Raw genomic sequence first — 21,439 nt, forward strand, 5'->3', positions numbered from 1 at the left:
TCGCCTATGACTGAAGTAGAAGTAAAAAAAGCGCAAGAGAGCCTGCAGGATCGCCTGGCCCAAGTGGTCGAGCTGTTGCAGCGCCAACGCGTGGTGGAAGACCTGACCCACCGTCAGGAAGGTCATCACCACGATCTGGTGGAAAACCTCGTCCACCGTCAGAATCTTGTCGAGCTGCAACGTAAGCTCGACGACCTGCACCCTGCAGACATCGCCTACATCCTCGAAGCCTTGCCTCTGGAAGACCGCCTGACGGTCTGGCAGCTGGTGCGCTCGGATCGTGATGGCGACATTCTGCTCGAGGTTTCCGATTCGGTACGCCAATCGCTGATCGCCGACATGGACGATCACGAGATCCTCGCTGCGGCCAAGGAGATGGACGCCGACGAACTGGCTGACCTGGCGCCGGAACTGCCGCGTGACGTCGTTCACGAGCTGATGGAAACGCTCGATGCCCAGCAGCGCGAGCGTGTCCGTTCGGCGCTGAGCTACGACGAGGAGCAGGTCGGTGCACTGATGGACTTCGAGATGGTCACCATCCGCGAAGACATCAGCCTGGAAGTCGTGCTGCGCTACCTGCGCCGCCTGAAAGAACTGCCCAACCACACCGACAAGCTGTTCGTGGTCGACTACGACGGCATTCTCAAAGGTGTGCTGCCGATCAAGCGCTTGCTGGTCAACGACCCGGACAAGAAGGTGGCGGAGGTCATGGCGACCGACCCGGTATCCTTCCACCCCGAGGAAGATGCCTACGACGCTGCACAGGCGTTCGAGCGTTATGACCTGGTATCGGCGCCGGTGGTGGACAAGAGCGACCGCTTGATCGGCCGTTTGACCATCGATGAAATGGTCGACCTGATTCGCGAGGAGAGCGAGAGCGAAGTCCTCAACATGGCCGGCCTGCGTGAAGAGGAAGACATTTTTGCCTCGGTCTGGCGTTCGCTGCGCAACCGTTGGGCGTGGCTCGCGATCAACCTGATTACCGCATTCCTGGCTTCGCGGGTTATTGGCCTGTTCGAAGGTTCCATCGAGAAGCTGGTAGCCCTGGCTGCACTGATGCCCATCGTTGCGGGCATTGGCGGCAACTCCGGTAACCAGACCATTACCATGATCGTTCGCGCCATGGCGTTGGACCAGGTGTCACCGGGCAATACCAGCCGCCTGATGCGCAAGGAGCTGGCAGTTTCGCTGCTCAATGGTCTGATCTGGGGTGGGGTGATCGGTATCGTCGCGTTCTGGCTGTACGGCAGCTGGTCACTGGGCCTGGTGATGACTGCGGCGATGACCTTGAACTTGTTGCTGGCCGCGCTGATGGGGGTATTGATCCCCATGACCCTGACGCGTCTGGGGCGCGACCCGGCCATGGGCTCCAGCGTGATGATCACTGCCGTGACCGACAGTGGTGGCTTCTTCATCTTCCTGGGGCTGGCGACGCTGTTCCTGCTGTAACAGCGTCAACGCCTGGGGGGGCTGCCTGGCAGTTCTCCGCAGCGTTCTCGGCACAACGAAAAAAGCCAGCTTGCGCTGGCTTTTTTGTGCTCGCTGTACGCTTCAGGAAGCGTCGGCGGCCATTTCCACGTCGTGAGCGATGAGGGCCACCAGCGCGTTCTGCTGGCGGTGCGACAACTGGCGGAAGCGTTGCAGCAGCTCGCGTTCATGCAGGGACAGTTCAGGGCTGTCCAGGCGCATGCTCAGCTCGTCGCCCAGCGCACCTTCCTGGATAAGGCTTTGTTCCAGGCGAGCGATGATTTCGGAGTTCATGCTGCGATGATGGTTGCGCGCTACCTCGGCAATGCGCTCACGCATTCCGTCTGGCAGGCGGACTACAAACTTGTCAGCGGTGCGGCTCGAATAAATAGCCTGTTTCATTGGGCGCATATAAATTGACCGGTTTTTGGTTCAGGGGAAGCGGTTCTCAAATTGGCCGCACGGGATGGTGGTACGACCGTGGCGACGACAAAATGTTCAACCGACTGGAAAATTTGGTGCTCATCTTGCCTCAAGGTCGCCGTTTCCTTGGCGTCAATTCTGTGACAAATAGTGATCCCGATAAAGGCTTTTTGCCAGTACCAATTATCAGAAATGAGTACTGGTTTGAAAAGTTTTGCATTCCCAGGCTCACCCTACCGTCAGGCCCTTGCCGTCAAAAACCCGTAAAACGCAGCAAAGGTCACAGAAAACCCCTAAAATGCGCGGGTTTCCTTTCATAGAGCATAGTGGCTATGCAACATGACGCAAGCGCCCAACGTAAACCCCCAGGCCGCCTGATATTCCTGATAGGACCTTCAGGTTCGGGAAAAGATTCCCTGATCGATGCGGCCCGTGAGCAGCTCTCTGCCGCGGGGGTTGAAATTGCCCGGCGGGTCATCACCCGCTCGCCGGAGGCCAAGGGTGAGGCTGCCCATGGCGTTACGCCAGAGCGTTTCGCGGCCATGCAGGCGGCCGGAGAATTTGCCATGTATTGGCAAGCCAATGGCCTGGCGTACGGAATCCCTGCCCAGGTCAACGATTGGCTGGCGCAGGGGCGATCGGTGCTGGTCAATGGTTCCCGGGCTTATCTGCCCGAAGCTCGACAGCGCTATCCGGACCTTCTGGCGGTATGCCTGGAGGTCAAGCCCGAGATCCTGCGCGAGCGCCTTCTCGCCAGAGGGCGCGAGACGCCGCAGCAGGTCGACCAGCGCCTGGCGCGAGGTGCGCAGTTGCAGGCCGGCGCCGATTCGGCGGTGTATCGCCTGGACAACTCGGGGTCACTGGCCACGGCGGTGTGCGCGTTGCTTGAGGTGCTGCGCCAGGAGCGGCTGCTCGTTTGACATGCATCGGAAAGGCCCTACGTGCAAAAAGCCCGATAGGTGCATGACAAACGGCAGCCTGCTGGTTAACATGCTCCCCGTCCAGCCGTGCAGCGCTCGCTGTCGGTTCTTGTGTCTCAGTAGCTCAATTGGATAGAGCATCCCCCTCCTAAGGGGAAGGTTGGCAGTTCGAACCTGCCCTGGGACGCCATATTTCTGCTACTTGCAGTTCCCCGCCTTGCGATACCCCGCGGCTTGCGCCTCGGCCTCGTTGCCGAACACCACCTGATTTTTCTGCGCGACCTGGCTGTAGCCTGGGCACCCGCTGGCCAGGTGGTACACATGACTGTTGCGGTTGCCAATAATCGCCCCGTCGATCGACGCACTCGCCAATGTCGGTTTGGCCACTTCCTTCACTGCATTTTTCGGGGCTGCCGATGCGGCGATGTCGGGAGCGCCTGCGGGCTTGTAACCCAGGGTCCACGTGCGTTCGCCCGTCACGAAGGGGTTGGAGTGGCCCATGATCGCGGCAATACGCTGGTCCCGTTGTTTCTCCCATGCCGATACCGGGTGCTGTTTGTCCCAGGCCATGAGCAACTGTTGCTGCTGGCGCGACATGCTCAGCTTGTAGCGGTCGAACATGTAGAACGTCGTACGCGCCACCAGGCCTTTCACTTCATCGCGAGGTTCGGCAGTTTTCTGCTGGAAGTCCACCTTGGTGGTGCATTGCCCGTATTGCGGCGCGACGCCCGAAACCATGCCGTAGTTGAAGTTGCTGCGGTCTCCGTTCACCTCGCCCACGGACGGGTAAAGGTTGAACAGGTCAGCCTCCATGGCGCGGAAGGTCGGGTCTTCATCGACGCAGTGTTCACGCCCACCGTTCTGCCAGCACTGGCGCTGGTGGCCAAAGGTCCACGCCGGCACGATGTGTTCCCATTCCGTTCGCTCGGCACGTGTCTGCAGCTTGCGGGTTTCATAGCCGCAGGACTTGGCATCGACCCGGCCGCCGGACTTGCCTACCCAGGTCCATTTGCAGCCACAGTACAGCTCACCCAGGGGGCTGTTTGCCTGATCGAGGTAGATTTTCTGCTTGGCGACAACCTTGGCTTCGGTAAACGTTGCGGGTGGATTGGCGAATGCGCTGGGGATGGCGGCGAGGGCGAGGGTTACGACGTACAGCAGTTTCTTCATGAGAAAACATCATCGGATTTTGGGGGGCGGGATTATACGGCGTGCTGACGTCGAATGAAGAAATGTCCAATGACGATGCCGTACTGCGCCTACCTAAACCGGTGCTGCATAGTGACGCCACCCCGGGCAGGGGTGGCCATCCACGCTCAGATCTGGCTAGCCTCCAACGCTTTTTCACGTTCGGCGTTGCCCTGCGAGGCTGCAAGGTCGGTGCCTTGGGGAAGCTGCTCGGCCATCCCACCCTGCGCCTGGAGTTTTGCCTGAGCCTCCATTTTCAGGTCTTCTTTGATGCGTTGCGCTATCTGCTCGCAAATTCTGGCTCTCTGTTCCGGTGGCAGCGCGTTGAACTCCTCCACCGTCATGCCCAGTTCGGCGAGCATTTTCTCCTTGATTTTATCCTCGGGCGTCTTGGCCATGTACTCGCGGAATGCTTGTGTGGCATCGCTGCTTTCCTGGGTGCTTGCGCCGGCCTGCTGGCGTGCGGCAATGTCGGGGTTCTGCAGCAGCAACTTCAGTTTGGCAAAGGCTTCTTCACGGGCCTCTTCGGCGTTCTGTTCCGAGGTGCTGCCCTGGCTGTTCTTTTGCGCGGAGGTGTTGCTTGGTGCCTGTGGCGCACGCAGCGGCACGCTATCGGCCTGTGGCTGTTCGAGAATGATCCGGTGCTGTTGCTGGACCGTGGGTTGCCAGCCCAAGCCATTGAATGTGATCACGGTGTTTCCTCCTTGTCCCTGGAAATCATTAAAGGGCTCGGTTTAGGGGCAAAGGCCATGCCAGTGAGGCAAACCCGAGAAAATAGGGCGTCTGGGCTATTCCGGTTGCCATCTGCGCGGAATATGCTCGCCAGTGATAGGAACGATCTTGCCGCTGGCGGCAATCACGAGCACATTCGGCAGCACCTTGACCGGGGCGCAGTTGCTGGACACCAGGGAGAGCGTCCATGAGTCAGGAATCAAGGCCGGTGCCTGCCGGTTTCAGTGAGCAGCAATTGCAGATGCTGTTCGAGTTGATCAGCGATGGCATCTGGGACTGGAACGCCAACACCGGCTACGTCTATCGCAACCCCGGCTGGTACGCCATGCTCGGCTACGCCAGCCATTCCATGGCCAACAGCGTGCTTACCTGGGAGAGCGTTATCCATCCCGAGGACTACCCGCGGGTGATGGCGCACTTCGAGGCGTACATCAACCAGCGCAACGAGCGCTACCTCATCGAGTACCGCTGCCGCTGCCAGGATGGCAGCTACCTGTGGATCGAGGACAGCGGCCACATCATCGCCCGCAACGAAGACGGCTCGGTGGCGCGCATGCTGGGCGCGCACCGCAACATCGACGCCGGCAAGCGCCTGGTGGCTCAGCTTGAGCAAAAGAACCAATCGCTGGAGGCTCAGGTGGCTGAGCGCACGCGCGAGCTGTCCTGGGTCAACCAGCAGCTGCAGCGCCAGCTGGACGAAAACCGCGAGCTGGCCGAGCGTGATGCGCTCACCCGCATCGCCAATCGCTACCGGCTGGAGCAGGCGCTGCAACAGGAATGCAGGCGCGCCCAGCGCTTTCGGGAGCCGCTGGCGGTGATCGCCATGGACGTGGACGATTTCAAACCGATCAACGACCGCTATGGCCATGCCCAGGGCGATGCGGCCTTGGTCCAGGTGGTCGAAAACTTGCGTACCTGCCTGCGCGATCACGACCTGCTGGCGCGTTGGGGCGGCGACGAGTTCGTCATGGTGATGCCGCAGACCACGCTGGACGAGGCGCTTGGCGGTGGCGGGCCGGTTGCGTCAGGCGATGGTGCAGGTCGAGCAGATTGGCGAGTGCCGGCTGACCCTGAGCTATGGCGTGGTGCAGTGGCAGGAAGGTGAAGGTCAGAGCGACCTGCTCGGTCGTGCAGACAAGGCCTTGTACCGGGCCAAGGGTGCCGGCAAGAACGCCATTTCCGAGTGAACCTGCATCGGCGAGATGAAAAAAGACCCGCAGCGCCTTCAGGGCACTGCGGGCCAAATCGGCCGTAGCCGCTTCAGTGTCAGATGTGCAGGGCGTGGCCCAGCGCGCGCAGTGCCGCCTCTTGAACTGCCTCGCCCAGGGTCGGGTGGGCGTGGATGGTGCCGGCGATATCTTCCAGCCGAGCGCCCATTTCCAGTGACTGGGCAAAGGCCGTGGACAGCTCAGAAACCGCCACGCCAACCGCCTGCCAACCCACGATCAGGTGATTGTCCCGGCGCGCCACCACGCGCACGAAGCCAGTTTTCGACTCCAGGCTCATGGCCCGGCCGTTAGCGGCGAACGGGAACTGCGCAACGATGCATTCCAGCCCTTGCTGGCTTGCCTGCTCCGGTGTGTGGCCGACCACCACCACTTCCGGGTCGGTGAAGCACACGGCGGCAATCGCGCTGGGCTCGAAGCGTCGCGCCTTGCCGGCGATGATTTCGGCCACCATTTCGCCTTGCGCCATGGCGCGGTGGGCGAGCATGGGTTCGCCGGCCACGTCGCCGATGGCCCACACGTTGCGCATGCTGGTCTGGCAGCGGTCGTCGATGGCGATGGCAGCGCCGTTCATCTTCAGTGCCAGGCTGTCCAGGTTGAAGCCCTGGGTGCGCGGGCGGCGGCCCACGGCCACCAATACCCGGTCGGCTTCCAGGCGCAGCTGTGCGCCTTGGCCATCGCGGGCCAGCAGGCAGCCGTTGTCATAGCCTTCGACGCTGTGCCCCAGGTGCAGGGCGATGCCCAGCTTTTTCAGTGAGTCGGCCACCGGCGTGGTCAGTTCGCTGTCGTAGGTCGGCAGGATGCGCTCGCGCGCCTCCACCACACTGACGTGAGCGCCCAGCTTGCGGTAGGCGATACCCAGCTCCAGGCCGATATAGCCGCCGCCCACCACCACCAGGTGCTTGGGCAGCGTCTGCGGTGCCAGGGCTTCGGTAGACGAAACCACAGCGCCGCCCAGCGGCAGCATCGGCAGCTCGACGCTGTTCGAGCCGGTGGCCAGCAGCAGGTGCTCGCACTGGATACGCTGGCCATCGACCTCGACATGCTTGCCGTCGAGGATCTTCGCCCAGCCATGGATCACCTTGACCCCGTGCTTTTTCAGCAGCGCAGCGACGCCGGTGGTCAGGCGGTCGACGATCCCGTCCTTCCAGGCCACGCTTTGGCTGATGTCCAGGCGCGGCGAGGTCACGCTGATACCCAGCTCGGACGGTTCGGTGTAGCGGGCGGCCTGATGGAACTGCTCGGCCACATGGATCAGTGCCTTGGACGGAATGCAGCCGATGTTCAGGCAAGTGCCGCCTAGCGCCTGGCCTTCCACCAGAACGGTGGGGATGCCCAACTGCCCGGCGCGGATGGCAGCCACGTAGCCGCCTGGGCCGCCGCCGATGATCAGCAGGGTAGTGTCGATAGTCTGTTGCATGCTCACTCCACGAACAGGCAGGCGGGTTGCTCAAGCAGACCACGCACGGCCTGGATGAACAGCGCGGCATCCATGCCATCGACCACCCGGTGGTCGAACGAGCTGGACAGGTTCATCATCTTGCGGATCACGATCTGGCCGTCGATCACCATCGGCCGCTCGACCATGCGGTTGACGCCGACGATCGCCACTTCCGGGGTGTTCACCACCGGCGTACTGACGATGCCGCCCAGCGCGCCGAGGCTGGTCAGGGTGATGGTCGAGCCGGACAGTTCCTCGCGGCTGGCCTTGTTGTTGCGGGCGGCGTTCGCCAGGCGGGAAATCTCGCTGGCATTGCCCCACAGGCTGCCGGCCTCGGCGTGGCGCAATACGGGCACCATCAGGCCGTTATCGCCCTGTGTGGCGATACCCACATGCACCGCGCCATGGCGGGTGATCACCTGCGCTTCGTCGTCATAGGTGGCGTTGATCTGCGGGAAGTCGCGCAGCGCGACAACCAGTGCGCGGACCAGGAACGGCAGCAGGGTCAGTTTGCCGCGGCTCTCGCCGTGCTTGCTGTTGAGTTGCAGGCGCAGGGCTTCCAGCGCCGTGACGTCGATCTCCTCGACGTAGCTGAAGTGCGCGACACGGCGCTTGGCATCCTGCATGCGCTGGGCGATCTTGCGGCGCAGGCCGATTACTTGCACCTGCTCGCTGTCGGTGCGCTTGGCGTAGCCGCCGGGCGCCTGGCCTGCAGTGCTCTGCGGTTTGCTGATGAAGGCGTCGAGGTCTTCGTGCAAGATGCGCCCGGCCGGGCCGCTGCCATGCACGTAACGCAGTTCGACGCCGGCATCCAGCGCGCGCTTGCGCACGGCCGGGGAGGCCAGGGGTTTTTCGTCGGCCTGGCGCGGCACGATCGGCGCCGCGCTGTGCGACGCTGCTGCCGGGCAGGCAACCGGTTGCGCTTCGACCCGCGGCTCCGGCTTGGCAGCAGCCGGTGCGGCTTCAGTTGCGGCAGGCTTGGCCTGCGGCGCATCCACATGGTTGCCGCTGCCTTCGACTTCGATGCGGATCAGCTCGCTGCCGACCGCCATCACCTCACCTGGCTGGCCGCCCAGGGCCAGTACCTTGCCGCTGACCGGCGAAGGAATTTCCACGGTGGCCTTGTCGGTCATGACATCGGCTACTACCTGGTCCTCGGCGATTACATCACCGACTTTGACAAACCATTCCACCAACTCGACCTGCGCAATGCCTTCACCAATGTCCGGCATTTTGATGACGTGCGTGCCCATTCAGACCTCCATGACCCGTTTCAATGCCGCACCTACCCGCGAAGGGCCTGGGAAGTAAGCCCATTCCTGCGCGTGAGGGTAGGGGGTGTCCCAGCCAGTGACGCGCTCGATGGGCGCTTCCAGATGGTGGAAGCAATGCTCCTGCACCAGTGACACCAGCTCGGCGCCAAAGCCGCAGGTACGGGTGGCCTCGTGCACCACCACGCAGCGGCCGGTCTTTTTCACCGACGCGACGATGGTGTCCAGGTCCAGCGGCCAGAGGCTGCGCAGGTCGATCACTTCAGCGTCGACGCCGGTCTCTTCGGCGGCCACCTGGGCCACATAGACCGTGGTGCCGTAAGTCAGCACGGTAACGTCGCTGCCGGGGCGGGTGATGGCTGCCTTGTCCAGCGGCACCGTGTAGTAGCCATCGGGTACTGCGCTGTGCGGGTGCTTGGACCAAGGGGTCACTGGGCGATCGTGGTGGCCGTCGAACGGGCCGTTGTACAGGCGCTTGGGCTCGAGGAAGATCACCGGGTCGTCAGATTCGATCGAGGCGATCAGCAGGCCTTTGGCGTCATACGGGTTGGACGGCATCACCGTGCGCAGGCCGCACACCTGGGTGAACATCGCTTCCGGGCTCTGGCTGTGCGTCTGGCCGCCGTAGATGCCGCCACCGCACGGCATGCGCAGGGTCAGTGGGGCGATGAATTCGCCGGCCGAGCGGTAGCGCAGGCGCGCCATCTCGGAAACGATCTGGTCGGAGGCTGGGTAGAAGTAGTCGGCAAACTGGATTTCCACCACCGGCCGCAGGCCATAGGCGCCCATGCCGACGGCGGTGCCGACGATGCCGCTCTCGGAGATCGGCGCGTCGAACACGCGCGACTTGCCGTACTTGGTCTGCAGGCCTTCGGTGCAGCGGAACACGCCGCCGAAGTAGCCGACGTCCTGGCCGTAGATCACCACATTGTCGTCGCGCTCGAGCATGACATCCATGGCCGAGCGCAGGGCCTGGATCATGGTCATGGTGGTGGTGGCCATGGCGGTTTCCGGGTTGATGCTGTTGTTGTGGTCGTTCATCTCAAACCCCCAGTTCCTGGCGCTGACGGCGCAGGTGGTCGGGCATTTCCTTGTACACGTCCTCGAACATCGAGGCCGCGCTCGGGATGTGGCCGTTGGCCAGGGTGCCGTACTGTTCGGCTTCCTTCTGCGCGGCAATCACCGCGGCCTCGAACTCGGCGGTAACCGCCTGGTGTTCTTCCTCGGACCATTGGCCGATCTTGATCAGGTGCTGCTTCAGGCGGGCGATCGGGTCGCCCAGTGGGAAGTGGCTCCAGTCGTCGGCCGGGCGGTATTTGGACGGGTCGTCGGAGGTGGAGTGCGGGCCAGCGCGGTAGGTCACCCACTCGATCAGGCAGGGGCCGAGGCCGCGGCGGGCGCGTTCAGCGGCCCAGCGCGAGGCGGCGTATACAGCGACGAAATCGTTGCCGTCGACCCGCAGCGAGGCGATGCCACAGCCGACGCCACGGCCGGCGAAGGTGGTCGATTCACCGCCGGCAATGGCCTGGAACGTGGAAATCGCCCACTGGTTATTGACCACGTTGAGGATCACCGGCGCGCGGTACACGTGGGCAAAGGTCAGGGCGGTGTGGAAATCCGACTCGGCGGTGGCACCGTCGCCGATCCAGGCCGAGGCGATCTTGGTATCACCCTTGATGGCCGAGGCCATGGCCCAGCCGACCGCCTGCACGAACTGGGTCGCCAGGTTGCCGCTGATGGTGAAGAAGCCGGCCTCGCGCACCGAATACATGATCGGCAACTGGCGGCCCTTGAGCGGGTCGCGCTCGTTGGACAGCAACTGGCAGATCATCTCCACCAGCGACACGTCGCGGGCCATCAGGATGCTTTGCTGGCGATAAGTGGGGAAGCACATGTCGGTGCGGTTGAGTGCCAGCGCCTGAGCGCTGCCGATGGCTTCTTCACCCAGGCTCTGCATGTAGAAGGACATCTTCTTCTGGCGCTGGGCAACCACCATGCGGCTGTCGAAGATGCGCGTCTTGAGCATGGCGCGCATGCCTTGGCGCAGGATCTGCGGGTCGATGCCTTCAGCCCATGGGCCGAGTGCATCGCCGTGCTCGTCGAGCACGCGGATCAGGCTGTTGGACAGGTCAGCGGTGTCGGCAGCATCGACATCGATAGGGGGTTTACGGACTTGACCTGCGTCGTTCAGGCGCAGGTAGGAAAAATCGGTCTGGCAGCCTGGCCGGCCGGTAGGCTCGGGCACATGCAAACGCAGGGGGGCGTACTCGTTCATGCTTTTTACGCTCGCTCGGATGTTGTTTTTGTGAGCTCTGAAGCGGCCGCCGCTGAATACCGGCTTGTGACTGGTAGGTCAGCGTCAATTACATAGTAGTGACACGCTGGGAGAATTTTTCTCTCAAGTTGATTGCCTTTATCGGGCGGCACAGATAAACATTCTGCATAAACACAAAAAACCGGTGATTTTATCTCATGCGCAAACTCGATCGTACCGATATCGGCATTCTCAACAGCCTGCAGGACAACGCCCGCATCACCAATGCAGAGCTGGCGCGGTCGGTGAACCTGTCGCCCACGCCCTGTTTCAACCGGGTCAAGGCCATGGAAGAACTGGGCGTGATCCGCCAGCAGGTGACGTTGCTGTCGCCGGAGGTTCTGGGGCTGGATGTGAATGTGTTCATTCATGTCAGCCTGGAGAAGCAGGTCGAGCAGGCGCTGCACCGCTTCGAGGAAGAGATCGCCGAACGGCCCGAGGTGATGGAGTGCTACCTGATGACCGGTGACCCGGACTACCTGCTGCGGGTGTTGTTGCCGAGCATTCAGGCGCTCGAACGCTTTCTTGATTACCTGACGCGGTTGCCGGGGGTGGCCAACATTCGCTCGAGTTTTGCCTTGAAGCAGGTGCGGTACAAGACCGCCTTGCCGTTGCCTGCCAATGGCATGACCCTGCGCGAATAAGGTTGTTCATACGGGCCTGATCGCCGGCAAGCCGGCTGCCACAGGTATTGCACCGCTGTGAGGGCCTGTGATTTCCCTGTGGGAGCCGGCTTGCCGGCGATGAGGCCAGTGCGGGGTGCTTGATATTTTAAACACCCCCAGCCTATGTTGTGGTCAGCCTATAACAACAAGGACAAGCGTCATGACCACCGCAGCCCAACGCTCGCTCGACGAGCACCTCCAGGGCATCGACCAGATCGAATGCGTCACCCCCGACCTCAACGGTGTACCTCGCGGCAAGGTGATGACCGCCGAAGGCTTCCTGCAGGGCCGCCGCCTGCAGATGGCCCGCGGCGTGCTGTTGCAATGCATCATGGGCGGCTACCCGCCGGCGCGCTTTTACGGCAGTGACGACGGCGACCTGGCACTGGTGGCGGAGCCTTCGCAGATCCACCGGTTGCCGTGGAGTGAGGAGGGCCTGGCCCTGGCTATCTGTGATGCCAACGAGCTGGACGGCAGGTCATCGGCGCTTTCCACCCGCGGCCAGCTCAAATCCGTGATCGCCCGTTATGCTGCGCTCGGCCTGGCGCCCGTGGTGGCGACCGAGCTGGAGTTCTTCGTCTTCGCGCCCAACAGCGACCCGCTGCAGCCTTTTCAGCCGCCGCTGGGCAAGGACGGCCGTCGCGAGCTTGGCCATTCGGCGTTCAGTGTCAGTTCCAACAATGGCCTGCGCCCGTTCTTCCAGGAGGTGTACCACTGCATGGCCGCGCTCGGCCTGCCGCGCGACACGTTCATGCATGAAATGGGCGTCAGCCAGTTCGAGATCAACTTGTTGCACGGCGACCCGCTGGTGCTGGCTGACCAGACCTTCCTGTTCAAGCACCTGCTCAAGGAAGTGGCGCTCAAGCATGGGCTGAACGTGGTGTGCATGGCCAAGCCCTTGGCGCATACGCCGGGCAGCTCGATGCATATTCACCAGAGCCTGGTGGAGGTTGCCACGGGGCGTAACGTGTTCAGCGATGACCAGGGCCAGCCGACCGAGACCTTTTACCACTTCATCGGTGGGCAGCAGGCGTGCATGGCCGATTTCACCGCACTGTTCGCTCCCAACGTCAATTCGTACCAGCGGCTTTGCCACCCCTATGCCTCGCCTAACAATGCCTGCTGGTCCGAAGACAACCGCGCCGCCGGGCTGCGCATCCCGGCCAGTGACCCAGTGGCGCGGCGTGTCGAAAACCGCCTGCCGGGTGCCGACGCCAACCCCTACCTGGCCATCGCCGCCAGCCTGGCGGCCGGCCTGCACGGCATCGAGCAACGCCTGCAGCCCACGCCGGCGATACAGGGCGAGTTCGCGGTGCCGGAGCACCTGAGCCTGCCGTGCACCTTGCACGCGGCGCTGGAGTGCCTCAAACGCAGCGCGCTGGCACGGGAACTGTTCGGCAGTGAGTTCATCGAAGGCTACGTTGCCACCAAGACGCTTGAGCTGACCGATTTCTTTGACGAGATCACGCCGTGGGAGCGGCGCGTGTTGGCAGCACAGGCCTGATCGCGACACCATCGCTACTGGGCGCGTCCCTGTTCGGCTATTTCGCCGGCAGGGGACTGCGCTGCGGCACAATTGCTTTTATGCTTGCCAAGCCAACGCCACCAGACCAGGGAGCCCGACGGGACGTATGCGAAACATCTGGAAGCCGTTTCAGTCGCTGTATTTCGCTGCCTTGATGATGCTTATCGGCTCGGGTCTGCTCAGTACCTACCTGGCACTGCGCCTGGCGGCCGATCATGTCGACAGCCTGTGGGTCGGTGCGCTGATGGCAGCCAACTATTTCGGCCTGGCCGTGGGCGGCAAGGTCGGCCACCGGCTGATCGGCCGGGTCGGGCACATTCGCGCCTATGCCACGTGTGCCGGTATCGTCGGTGCGGCGGTGCTGGGGCATGGGCTGACCAATTGGCTACCGGCCTGGGTCGGGCTGCGGATGATCGTCGGGCTGGGCATGATGTGCCAGTACATGGTCATCGAGAGCTGGCTCAACGAACAGGCCGATGCCAAGCACCGTGGTGCGGTGTTCAGCGGCTACATGATCGCCTCCTACCTGGGGCTGGTGCTTGGCCAGCTGATCCTGGTGGTGCACCCGGAACTTGGCCCTGAACTGCTGATGCTGGTCGCCATGTGCTTTGCGCTGTGCCTGGTGCCGGTGGCGATGACCCGGCGCATTCACCCTGCACCGCTGCGCCCGGCGCCAATGGAGCCGAAATTCTTCATCAAGCGGGTGCCACAATCGCTGAGCACGGTGCTGGGGTCGGGGCTGATCGTCGGTTCGTTCTACGGCCTGGCGCCGCTGTATGCCTCAAGCCAAGGGCTGTCCACCGAGCAGATCGGTCTGTTCATGGGTAGCTGCATCTTTGCCGGTTTGCTGGTGCAGTGGCCGTTGGGCTGGTTGTCCGACCGCTACGACCGGGCGGTACTGATCCGCAGTGTGGCGGTGGGGCTGGCGCTGGCGGCGGCGCCACTGGCGATTCTCCCCAACGTGCCGCTGGAATTGCTCTTCGGCATCGGCTTTTTGATCTCGCTCCTGCAGTTCTGCCTGTATCCGCTGGCGGTCGCTTTTTCCAACGACCATGTGGAAAGCGAGCGGCGCGTCTCGCTGACTGCGATGTTGCTGGTCACTTATGGCGTGGGGGCGTGCATCGGGCCGCTGGCGGCGGGGGTGCTGATGAAGGTGCTGGGTTCCCAGATGCTCTATGCCTTCTTCGTGTTCTTCGCGCTGGTGCTGGTGTGGCGGATCCGCCCGAAAGCGGTCACCGGCTTGCACCAGGTGCAGGACGCACCGCTGGGCCACGTGGCGATGCCGGCGGCGGGTTCGCCATTGTCGGCGGCGCTCGACCCGCGCGTGGATGAGCAGACCGTGCAGGATGTGATGCAGGCGCCGGTGGCGGCTGAGGATACCGAAGTGGAAGAAAAAGCAGAGCCTGTGGCTGAGGCTCCGGAGGGGGATGAGATCAGCAAGTCGGTTTGAGCCTTGTGTCGTCTGTACCGGCGCTTTCGCGGGGCAAGCCCGCTCCCACAGATACCCTACAGGCCCCAAGCCATTGGTAGCACTGTGGGAGCGGGCTTGCCCCGCGAAGAGGCCGGTTCAGGCACATCGAAAACAAAAATGCCACCCAATGGGTGGCATTTGCGCATTCGACAGGCAATCAATAATCGTCTTTGTCGAAGCGCCGCGCTTCACGCTGCAACTGGTACACGAAGCTCTCGATCTTGCGCTGCGCCTGGCCATTAAGGTTATGGAAGCGCACGCCGGCAAAGGTCGTGTTGATGCGTTCTTCGTGGTGCAGGTGGCGCAACTCGACCATGGTGTCGACCAGGCCCAGGGGGTTGCCGGCCTTGAAGCGCTCGTACACCTGGCCCAGTTGCAGGCGGTCTTCGACATTGCCGTCGAAACGCAGCTTGCAGCCGGTGGCAGAGATGTCCAGCAGCTTGCCACGCAGGGCGCCATTGCCCTTGAGGTGGGCGCCGTCGAGGATCACATCGACCAGTTGCGACAGTTTCAGCGCGGCGCGGAACGCATTGCGGCGCTGGTGGTAGGTCATCTCTTCAGGCATTGCACCGCGGTACGAGCGGTGGCCGTCGACCTCGGTGATCTTCAGTTCGTGGTTGCATTCCCAGGCGATGCGCACGCCATCGTGGAAGCCTTCGACGCGGAACGGTTCGCCGTTCTCGATGAATCGTTCGCCGTCGCGCGGGATCATTTCGTCCAGCGCCAGGGTATGGCTGTCACGGTCCACATCCACCACGTAGCTCTGGAACCGCTGGCTGCGCTCATGGAAGGTGATGATCAGAGGATCGTGACTGTCCTGTAGCTGGCGCAGGTTGGCCGCGATCTCCAAAGGAGTGTTCAGCACCTTTGGTGGCTGCGGAGCATCGGTTTCATTGAACACGGGTTATCAATCTCCAGGCAAAAGCGGCACACGCAAGTAACGGCATTTTGCCAGTATGTTCCGTGCCTTGATAGAAGTAATCACACTTGGCTGAGCGCCCGGGGCTTGGCCAGTGGCGAGGTAGCGCCACGGCTGTCGTAGAGCGACGGAGAATCGCCGCCCATGAGGATTCTGATCTGGTTGGCCGTCACGTGCTGCTGTACCTGAATGATCCGGCCATTGGTCTCGTTGACCTTCTGGCAGGCGTCCATCAACTGGGTCAGCACGTTGAGTTGCTGCATGATCACTTCACCGTTGGGCGACTGCGCTGCGACTGCCTGCACCCCGGCGCGGTCGGCGCTGAGGCCGAGGCTGGCGAGCAGGTTGTTGCGGCGGATGCCTTGCTGCTCGAGCAGGACGATCAGCGACTGCTTGCGGGCCAGAATACCCTCCAGCGGTGCCATGTCGCGGCCGTGCAGGGCGACTGCCTCCTGCTGAAGCAGGTCGAGCAGTTCCTGGGTGGGTGCGATGTCGTCTTCGATCAGTTGCAGCAATGTGATGTCGTGCATGGCTAACTCTTGGCTTTTAAAGCGTCCGTGAAGTCAGCGCGCCGAACGGTCAGCGCTGGGCTTCGAAATCGAGCAGTTTGCTGGCGACCCGGCCGGCATCGACCTGGTAGCTGCCATCTGCGATCGCCTGTTTCAACTGCGCCACGCGGGCACTGTCGACAACCGGCTGATCGCGCAGCTTGTCGCTGATCTTCTGCAACTGCTGGGCCTCTTGACTGAGGTGTACCGCTTCTCCGCTGGCGCTGGCGCTTTTCGGCGCTTCACTGGTTTCGCCGGGTTTGTCGGCGTTGCCGGGGGCGGCATTGCCGCGAACGCCGCCCGTGATGGACGGAGAATTATTCAAACGACTGAAGTCGATGACCATGATCAGAAACCCCTGGGTATTTGGACGCTTGCCTTGTTTTCGGCCATTGCGAAAGAAACTTTAGGCACAAATGCTCAGCCGCCTGTCGGCAAGCCCGCGAACCCGTGTTCTGACACAGTTTAGGAAAAGCGGTTCCCAACCGCCAGCCCAATCTACATGGCGACCTCGACCTGGCCGGGGCCGGTAATCCGGGCCTTTACCACCCGTTGCGAATTCAGGTTGCGCACCCGTATCTGCTCACCCTGGCCACCCTTGCTCAGGGCCTCGCCAGGCATGCGCACGCTGAGGCTGCCGCTGCGGGCGATGATGACGACGTGGTCGCCCTTTTGCACCACCTCGGCCTGCTCCAGATGCTGCGGGGTAAGCACCTGGTCGATGACCGTCGGGCGGAGCATCTTCATGCCCACTGCCTGGTCCAGGTCGGTGAGAAAGCCCTGGCCGAGGGTGCCGACGTCGCGTTCGCGCAGGGCCACGTCACCTTCGCCGACGATGTTCTGGCGCTTGAGCGGGCGGGTCACCACCACCACGTCGCGGAACAGCCGCACGGTGGCCGGCACGAAGATCGTCCACGGCGCACTGCCATCGCAGCGCACCCGCACGGTCACCCGGCCCAAAGGCTGCGCAGGGCTCTCCAGCGAGGCGTCCAGCGGCTGGCTGCACAACGGCATGCGCAGGCGCGGGTCGAGCGGGTTGACCTGGATCTCGTAGCGGCCTGCAGTCTGGGTCGTGGCCAGGTAATCCTCGACAGTGAATTCAAGAAACCCTTGGGTGACACCGATAAGCTGTTCAGGCAAGGTAACCGCGTCCGCCCAGGTGCGAGCGCCGGGTGCCAACAGGCACAGCACGGCAAGCGAGCCGCTCAGCAGGTGCGTCAGTCGTCGGAAAATTGTCGTTTTCGTGTACATGGCGCTCAAAAAAGCAAAGCCCGTGCCGACTCGCTACATGAGTTGCTACGAAATGGCAGAAAGAAGAAGGAGTCAGGCATGGCGGGGGTAATGGATTCGGTCAACCAGCGCACACAGCTGGTGGGGCAGAATCGCCTGGAGTTGCTGCTGTTTCGCCTCAATGGCGCACAGCTTTACGGGATCAACGTGTTCAAGGTTCGCGAGGTGCTGCAGTGCCCGGACCTGACCGTGCTGCCCAGATCACACCCGGTGGTGCGTGGCGTGGCCAATATTCGCGGGGCGACCATTCCGATCCTCGACCTGTCGATGGCCACCGGGTTGCCCGGGCTGCAGGAAGAAACGCGCAAGAGCTTCGTGATCATCACCGAGTACAACACCAAGACCCAAGGCTTCCTGGTGCACTCGGTCGAGCGCATCGTCAACATGAACTGGGAAGAAATCCATCCGCCACCCAAGGGTACCGGCCGCGACCACTACCTGACTGCAGTCACCCGAGTGGACAACCGCATGGTCGAAATCATCGACGTGGAAAAGGTGCTGGCCGAGGTGGCGCCGTCGTCGGAGCAGGTATCTGCCGGTGTGGTCGATGCCGATACGCAGGACAAGGCCGTGCTGCTGCGTGTGCTGACCGTCGACGATTCGTCGGTGGCGCGCAAGCAGGTCAGCCGCTGCCTGCAGACGGTCGGGGTCGAGGTGGTGGCACTCAATGACGGCCGTCAGGCCCTGGACTACCTGCGCAAGCTGGTGGATGAGGGCAAGCGGCCGGAAGAAGAATTCCTGATGATGATCTCGGACATTGAAATGCCGGAAATGGACGGCTACACGCTCACTGCCGAGATCCGCAGCGATCCACGTATGCAAAAATTGCACATCTGCCTGCATACTTCGCTGTCCGGGGTATTCAACCAGGCGATGGTCAAGAAAGTCGGTGCCGATGATTTCCTCGCCAAGTTCAAGCCGGACGACCTGGCCCAGCGAGTGGTCGACCGGATCAAGGCAGCGCATTGAAGCAGCCGGGAGGCGACTCCCGGCACCAGTGATTGAAAAGAGGCCGCAGTAGTGTCTACGGGTAATTTGGATTTCGAACAGTTCCGGGTATTCCTGGAGAAAGCCTGTGGCATCCTGCTGGGCGAGAATAAGCAGTACCTGGTCGCCAGCCGTCTCAACAAGCTGATGGAGCAACAGGGCATCAAGAGCCTGGGCGAGCTGGTGCAGCGCATCCAGACCCAGCCGCGTGGCGGCTTGCGCGAACAGGTGGTGGATGCGATGACCACCAACGAAACCCTGTGGTTTCGCGACACCTACCCGTTCGAAGTGCTGAAGAACAAGGTCATCCCCGAGTTCATCAAGAACAACCCGGGCCAGCGCCTGCGCATGTGGTCGGCGGCCTGCTCGTCGGGCCAGGAGCCGTACTCCATCTCGATGGCCATCGACGAGTTCGAGCGCAGCAACCTCGGCCAGTTGAAGATGGGCGCGCAGATCGTCGCCACCGACCTGTCCGGTTCGATGCTGAACAACTGCAAGACCGGCGAGTACGACAGCCTGGCAATCGCCCGCGGCCTGTCCCAGGAGCGCCTGCAGCGTTATTTCGATACCAAGGGCCCGGGGCGCTGGGCGGTCAAGCCGGCCATCCGCAGTCGTGTCGAGTTCCGGTCGTTCAACCTGCTCGACAGTTATGCAGCCTTGGGCAAGTTCGACATCGTGTTCTGCCGCAACGTGCTGATCTACTTCTCGGCACAGGTGAAGAAGGACATCCTGCTGCGGATTCACAGCACGCTGAAGCCGGGCGGGTATCTGTTCCTCGGCGCCTCCGAGGCGCTCAATGGGTTGCCGGATCATTATCAGATGGTGCAGTGCAGTCCGGGGATCATTTACCAGGCCAAGTGAAGGCTTGCAGGTGCATGCCGTCGGGCTTCCGGTGGCCTTGAGATCGAGCGCCGCCCGCGCGGCGCATCGCGGGCAAGCCCGCTCCTACATTTGTTGCAACGTGCCATGGCCTGATAGGCCATAGTTGTCAGCCTTGTTAGCACGACGCGATTTTTCGGCTGGCGCTGCCGCCGCCCCACCTGTGTTCAGCCATGCGCCAAGGCGAACAACCATGGCCTGACTGGAACGGCACGTTGCAACAAATGTAGGAGCGGGCTTGCCCGCGATGCGCCGCGCGGGCGGCGCGCGATTTGCGCATCACCTCAAATTCCCAGCCGAGCGATTGGCGCACCCCCTCAAATCTCCAGCCGAGCGCTTTACCCCCCCCCCAACCCCAACCCTTGACGTCAATTTTTTGTTTTGCCGCTTTTGCCACCCGGCAATTGCCGCTTTGCCTTCCCCAGGCGGAAGCACTTTGCCGCTTTTCTGGCATCACCCCCGCAATCATCCGCCGCCCAGCCCAGCGTTTCCGGGCTTTTTGAACATTGGCACAGCCCTTGCTATAGCTTGGCCAACGATCTTCCGGTCAACCTTCGAAGGTTTCCCCGACATGAGCATCAGTTTCGACAAGGCGCTTGGCATCCACGAAAAGGCCCTGGGCTTCCGCGCCCAGCGCGCGGAAGTGCTGGCCAACAACATCGCCAACGCCGACACGCCCAACTACAAAGCGCGTGACATGGACTTCTCTTCGGTGCTCGCCGCCGAAAGCCAGAAGCAGCAAACCGGTGGCCGCTTCGCCATGGACCGGACCAACAGCCGTCACATCGAGGCTGAAGGCCTGGCGATGGCCGACGACACGCTGCAGTACCGCACGCCGACACAACCGTCGATCGACCAGAACACCGTGGACGCCCAGATCGAGCAATCGAACTACACGGAAAACGCCATCGGTTTCCAGGCCAGCTTCACCTTGCTCAACAGTAAATTCAAAGGGCTGGTTTCGGCCCTGCGCGGAGAATGACCATGTCCCTTTCCAGTGTCTTCAACATTGCCGGTAGCGGCATGAGTGCGCAGAACACCCGCCTCAACACCGTTGCCTCCAACATCGCCAACGCCGAAACCGTTTCGTCGAGCATCGACCAGACCTACCGCGCACGTCACCCGGTATTCGCCACCACCTTCCAGAATGCCCAGGCCGGTACCAGCCAGTCGCTGTTCGAAGACCAGGGCGAGGCGGGGCAGGGTGTGCAGGTCAAGGGCATCATCGAAGACCAGAGCAACCTGGAGGCGCGTTACGAGCCCAACCACCCGGCGGCGAACAAGGACGGCTACGTCTATTACCCGAACGTCAACGTGGTTGAGGAGATGGCCGACATGATCTCCGCCAGCCGGGCGTTCCAGACCAACGCCGAGCTGATGAACACCGCCAAGAACATGATGCAGAAAGTCCTGACCCTGGGTCAGTGATAAGGAATCCAGACCATGGCAGTCGATAGCACCAGCGGTGTAAACCTCAATGATGTCCTCACGGCATCGGGCGTCGGTGGCACCACCAAGAAAACCACGGATACCGCCTCCAAGACGGGCACCGACACGCTCGGCAAGGATGCGTTCCTGCAGTTGCTGGTTACCCAGATGCAGCACCAGAACCCGCTGGACCCGCAGGACAATGGCGAGTTCGTGGCCCAGCTGGCGCAGTTCAGCAGCCTGGAAGGCATCACCACGCTGAACGATTCGGTCAGCAGCATCACCAACGCCATGGCTTCGTCCCAGGCCCTGCAGGCTTCGTCGCTGGTCGGCCGTTCGGTGGTCGTGCAGAACGACAAGGCCGTGGTCGATACGGCCGAGAGCTTCAATGCGCAGTTCGTCGTACCGCAGGCGATCAGCGAAGCGAAGATCACCATCAAGGACAAGGACGGCAACACCGTCAAGACCATCGAGTTGGGCGAGCAGAAAGCCGGTTATGCCGACTTCATCTGGGATGGCACCAACAACAGTGGCGAGAAGGTCGACCCGGGCACCTACACCTTCACCGCCAGCACCACCGTGGACGGGCAGGCAGTGCAGATGAACACCCTGCTGCCGGCCAAGGTGACCAGTGTCAGCTTCAATGCAACCGGCGAAATGGTGCTCAACCTCGCGGGTGTCGGTAAGGTTTCCCTCTCCGACGTACAAACTATCGGTATCTAAGGCCCGCCAGCGCGGAGCAGGA

The 21,439-nt window shown here is 62.3% G+C and carries 21 protein-coding genes, 1 tRNA gene and 1 pseudogene; 12 read left to right on the forward strand and 11 right to left on the reverse strand.

The window, feature by feature from the left end; translation table 11 throughout:
* Nucleotides 1-6: 6 nt before the first annotated feature.
* Complete coding sequence (gene mgtE / locus ABEH27_RS18910; RefSeq protein WP_346615031.1) at nucleotides 7-1,449, forward strand: magnesium transporter; 1,443 nt, start codon at nucleotides 7-9, stop codon at nucleotides 1,447-1,449.
* A gap of 102 nt (nucleotides 1,450-1,551) precedes the next feature.
* Here the strand turns inward: mgtE and ABEH27_RS18915 are convergent, their stop codons facing one another.
* Nucleotides 1,552-1,878, reverse strand: a complete 327-nt coding sequence (locus ABEH27_RS18915) for an Arc family DNA-binding protein (RefSeq protein WP_003254499.1) — start codon at nucleotides 1,876-1,878, stop codon at nucleotides 1,552-1,554.
* A gap of 344 nt (nucleotides 1,879-2,222) precedes the next feature.
* Here ABEH27_RS18915 and phnN point away from each other — a divergent pair, with 344 nt between their 5' ends.
* Both phnN and ABEH27_RS18925 read left to right on the forward strand, forming a co-directional pair.
* The gene (gene phnN, locus ABEH27_RS18920) at nucleotides 2,223-2,810 is read left to right on the forward strand and encodes a phosphonate metabolism protein/1,5-bisphosphokinase (PRPP-forming) PhnN (protein ID WP_346615032.1); all 588 of its coding nucleotides are present in this window, start codon (nucleotides 2,223-2,225) and stop codon (nucleotides 2,808-2,810) included.
* A 113-nt stretch (nucleotides 2,811-2,923) separates the two neighbouring features.
* Nucleotides 2,924-3,000, forward strand: a tRNA-Arg gene (locus ABEH27_RS18925).
* A gap of 8 nt (nucleotides 3,001-3,008) precedes the next feature.
* Here ABEH27_RS18925 and ABEH27_RS18930 read toward each other — a convergent pair.
* Nucleotides 3,009-3,980, reverse strand: a complete 972-nt coding sequence (locus ABEH27_RS18930) for an endonuclease (protein ID WP_346615033.1) — start codon at nucleotides 3,978-3,980, stop codon at nucleotides 3,009-3,011.
* A 146-nt stretch (nucleotides 3,981-4,126) separates the two neighbouring features.
* Entirely contained in the window at nucleotides 4,127-4,606 is a 480-nt protein-coding gene (locus tag ABEH27_RS18935; protein WP_346615034.1) for a hypothetical protein, read from the reverse strand.
* A gap of 311 nt (nucleotides 4,607-4,917) precedes the next feature.
* Between ABEH27_RS18935 and ABEH27_RS18940 the strand changes: the two are divergent.
* Nucleotides 4,918-5,917 (forward strand): annotated as a pseudogene (locus ABEH27_RS18940) (diguanylate cyclase).
* A gap of 79 nt (nucleotides 5,918-5,996) precedes the next feature.
* Here the strand turns inward: ABEH27_RS18940 and lpdA are convergent.
* From lpdA to ABEH27_RS18960, 4 genes are read right to left on the reverse strand one after another with little or no spacing between them, the layout of a single operon-like run.
* Nucleotides 5,997-7,376, reverse strand: a complete 1,380-nt coding sequence (gene lpdA / locus ABEH27_RS18945; RefSeq protein ID WP_346615035.1) for a dihydrolipoyl dehydrogenase — start codon at nucleotides 7,374-7,376, stop codon at nucleotides 5,997-5,999.
* A 2-nt stretch (nucleotides 7,377-7,378) separates the two neighbouring features.
* Nucleotides 7,379-8,650: a dihydrolipoamide acetyltransferase family protein gene (locus ABEH27_RS18950; protein WP_346615036.1), complete on the reverse strand. Its 1,272-nt coding sequence runs from the start codon at nucleotides 8,648-8,650 to the stop codon at nucleotides 7,379-7,381.
* The gene (locus ABEH27_RS18955) at nucleotides 8,651-9,709 is read right to left on the reverse strand and encodes an alpha-ketoacid dehydrogenase subunit beta (protein WP_346615037.1); all 1,059 of its coding nucleotides are present in this window, start codon (nucleotides 9,707-9,709) and stop codon (nucleotides 8,651-8,653) included.
* Between the two features lies 1 nt (nucleotide 9,710).
* Nucleotides 9,711-10,943: a 3-methyl-2-oxobutanoate dehydrogenase (2-methylpropanoyl-transferring) subunit alpha gene (locus ABEH27_RS18960; RefSeq protein ID WP_346615038.1), complete on the reverse strand. Its 1,233-nt coding sequence runs from the start codon at nucleotides 10,941-10,943 to the stop codon at nucleotides 9,711-9,713.
* Between the two features lie 197 nt (nucleotides 10,944-11,140).
* Here ABEH27_RS18960 and bkdR point away from each other — a divergent pair, with 197 nt between their 5' ends.
* The 3 genes from bkdR to ABEH27_RS18975 all read left to right on the forward strand — a co-directional run bounded on the left by bkdR (nucleotide 11,141) and on the right by ABEH27_RS18975 (nucleotide 14,622).
* Nucleotides 11,141-11,626, forward strand: coding sequence for a Bkd operon transcriptional regulator BkdR (gene bkdR, locus ABEH27_RS18965; protein ID WP_008098689.1), 486 nt, complete (start codon nucleotides 11,141-11,143; stop codon nucleotides 11,624-11,626).
* A gap of 283 nt (nucleotides 11,627-11,909) precedes the next feature.
* Entirely contained in the window at nucleotides 11,910-13,151 is a 1,242-nt protein-coding gene (locus tag ABEH27_RS18970; protein WP_346615072.1) for a glutamine synthetase family protein, read from the forward strand.
* A gap of 127 nt (nucleotides 13,152-13,278) precedes the next feature.
* Entirely contained in the window at nucleotides 13,279-14,622 is a 1,344-nt protein-coding gene (locus ABEH27_RS18975) for an MFS transporter (protein ID WP_346615039.1), read from the forward strand.
* Between the two features lie 178 nt (nucleotides 14,623-14,800).
* Here the strand turns inward: ABEH27_RS18975 and ABEH27_RS18980 are convergent, their stop codons facing one another.
* From ABEH27_RS18980 to flgA, 4 genes are all read right to left on the reverse strand, one after another.
* Nucleotides 14,801-15,544, reverse strand: a complete 744-nt coding sequence (locus tag ABEH27_RS18980) for a flagellar regulator YcgR PilZN domain-containing protein (RefSeq protein WP_346615040.1) — start codon at nucleotides 15,542-15,544, stop codon at nucleotides 14,801-14,803.
* A gap of 80 nt (nucleotides 15,545-15,624) precedes the next feature.
* Nucleotides 15,625-16,092 (reverse strand): flagellar protein FlgN, encoded by a 468-nt coding sequence (locus ABEH27_RS18985; protein WP_346615041.1) that lies wholly within the window; start codon nucleotides 16,090-16,092, stop codon nucleotides 15,625-15,627.
* A 49-nt stretch (nucleotides 16,093-16,141) separates the two neighbouring features.
* Nucleotides 16,142-16,456, reverse strand: coding sequence for a flagellar biosynthesis anti-sigma factor FlgM (flgM, locus tag ABEH27_RS18990; RefSeq protein ID WP_346615042.1), 315 nt, complete (start codon nucleotides 16,454-16,456; stop codon nucleotides 16,142-16,144).
* A gap of 152 nt (nucleotides 16,457-16,608) precedes the next feature.
* A complete protein-coding gene (flgA, locus tag ABEH27_RS18995) occupies nucleotides 16,609-17,361 on the reverse strand; it encodes a flagellar basal body P-ring formation chaperone FlgA (protein WP_346615043.1) in 753 nt (250 codons plus the stop codon).
* A gap of 78 nt (nucleotides 17,362-17,439) precedes the next feature.
* Here flgA and ABEH27_RS19000 point away from each other — a divergent pair, with 78 nt between their 5' ends.
* The 5 genes from ABEH27_RS19000 to flgD all read left to right on the forward strand — a co-directional run bounded on the left by ABEH27_RS19000 (nucleotide 17,440) and on the right by flgD (nucleotide 21,417).
* Entirely contained in the window at nucleotides 17,440-18,369 is a 930-nt protein-coding gene (locus ABEH27_RS19000) for a chemotaxis protein CheV (protein WP_346615044.1), read from the forward strand.
* A 51-nt stretch (nucleotides 18,370-18,420) separates the two neighbouring features.
* A complete protein-coding gene (cheR, locus tag ABEH27_RS19005; RefSeq protein WP_346615045.1) occupies nucleotides 18,421-19,248 on the forward strand; it encodes a protein-glutamate O-methyltransferase CheR in 828 nt (275 codons plus the stop codon).
* Between the two features lie 589 nt (nucleotides 19,249-19,837).
* Complete coding sequence (gene flgB, locus ABEH27_RS19010; RefSeq protein ID WP_346615046.1) at nucleotides 19,838-20,248, forward strand: flagellar basal body rod protein FlgB; 411 nt, start codon at nucleotides 19,838-19,840, stop codon at nucleotides 20,246-20,248.
* A gap of 2 nt (nucleotides 20,249-20,250) precedes the next feature.
* Nucleotides 20,251-20,694, forward strand: coding sequence for a flagellar basal body rod protein FlgC (gene flgC, locus ABEH27_RS19015; protein WP_346615047.1), 444 nt, complete (start codon nucleotides 20,251-20,253; stop codon nucleotides 20,692-20,694).
* Nucleotides 20,695-20,709: 15 nt separating this feature from the next.
* Entirely contained in the window at nucleotides 20,710-21,417 is a 708-nt protein-coding gene (gene flgD, locus ABEH27_RS19020) for a flagellar hook assembly protein FlgD (protein ID WP_346615048.1), read from the forward strand.
* Nucleotides 21,418-21,439: the final 22 nt, after the last annotated feature.

It is taken from the genome of Pseudomonas sp. P39-UII1 (assembly GCF_039672635.1).
Taxonomy (GTDB): Bacteria; Pseudomonadota; Gammaproteobacteria; order Pseudomonadales; family Pseudomonadaceae; genus Aquipseudomonas.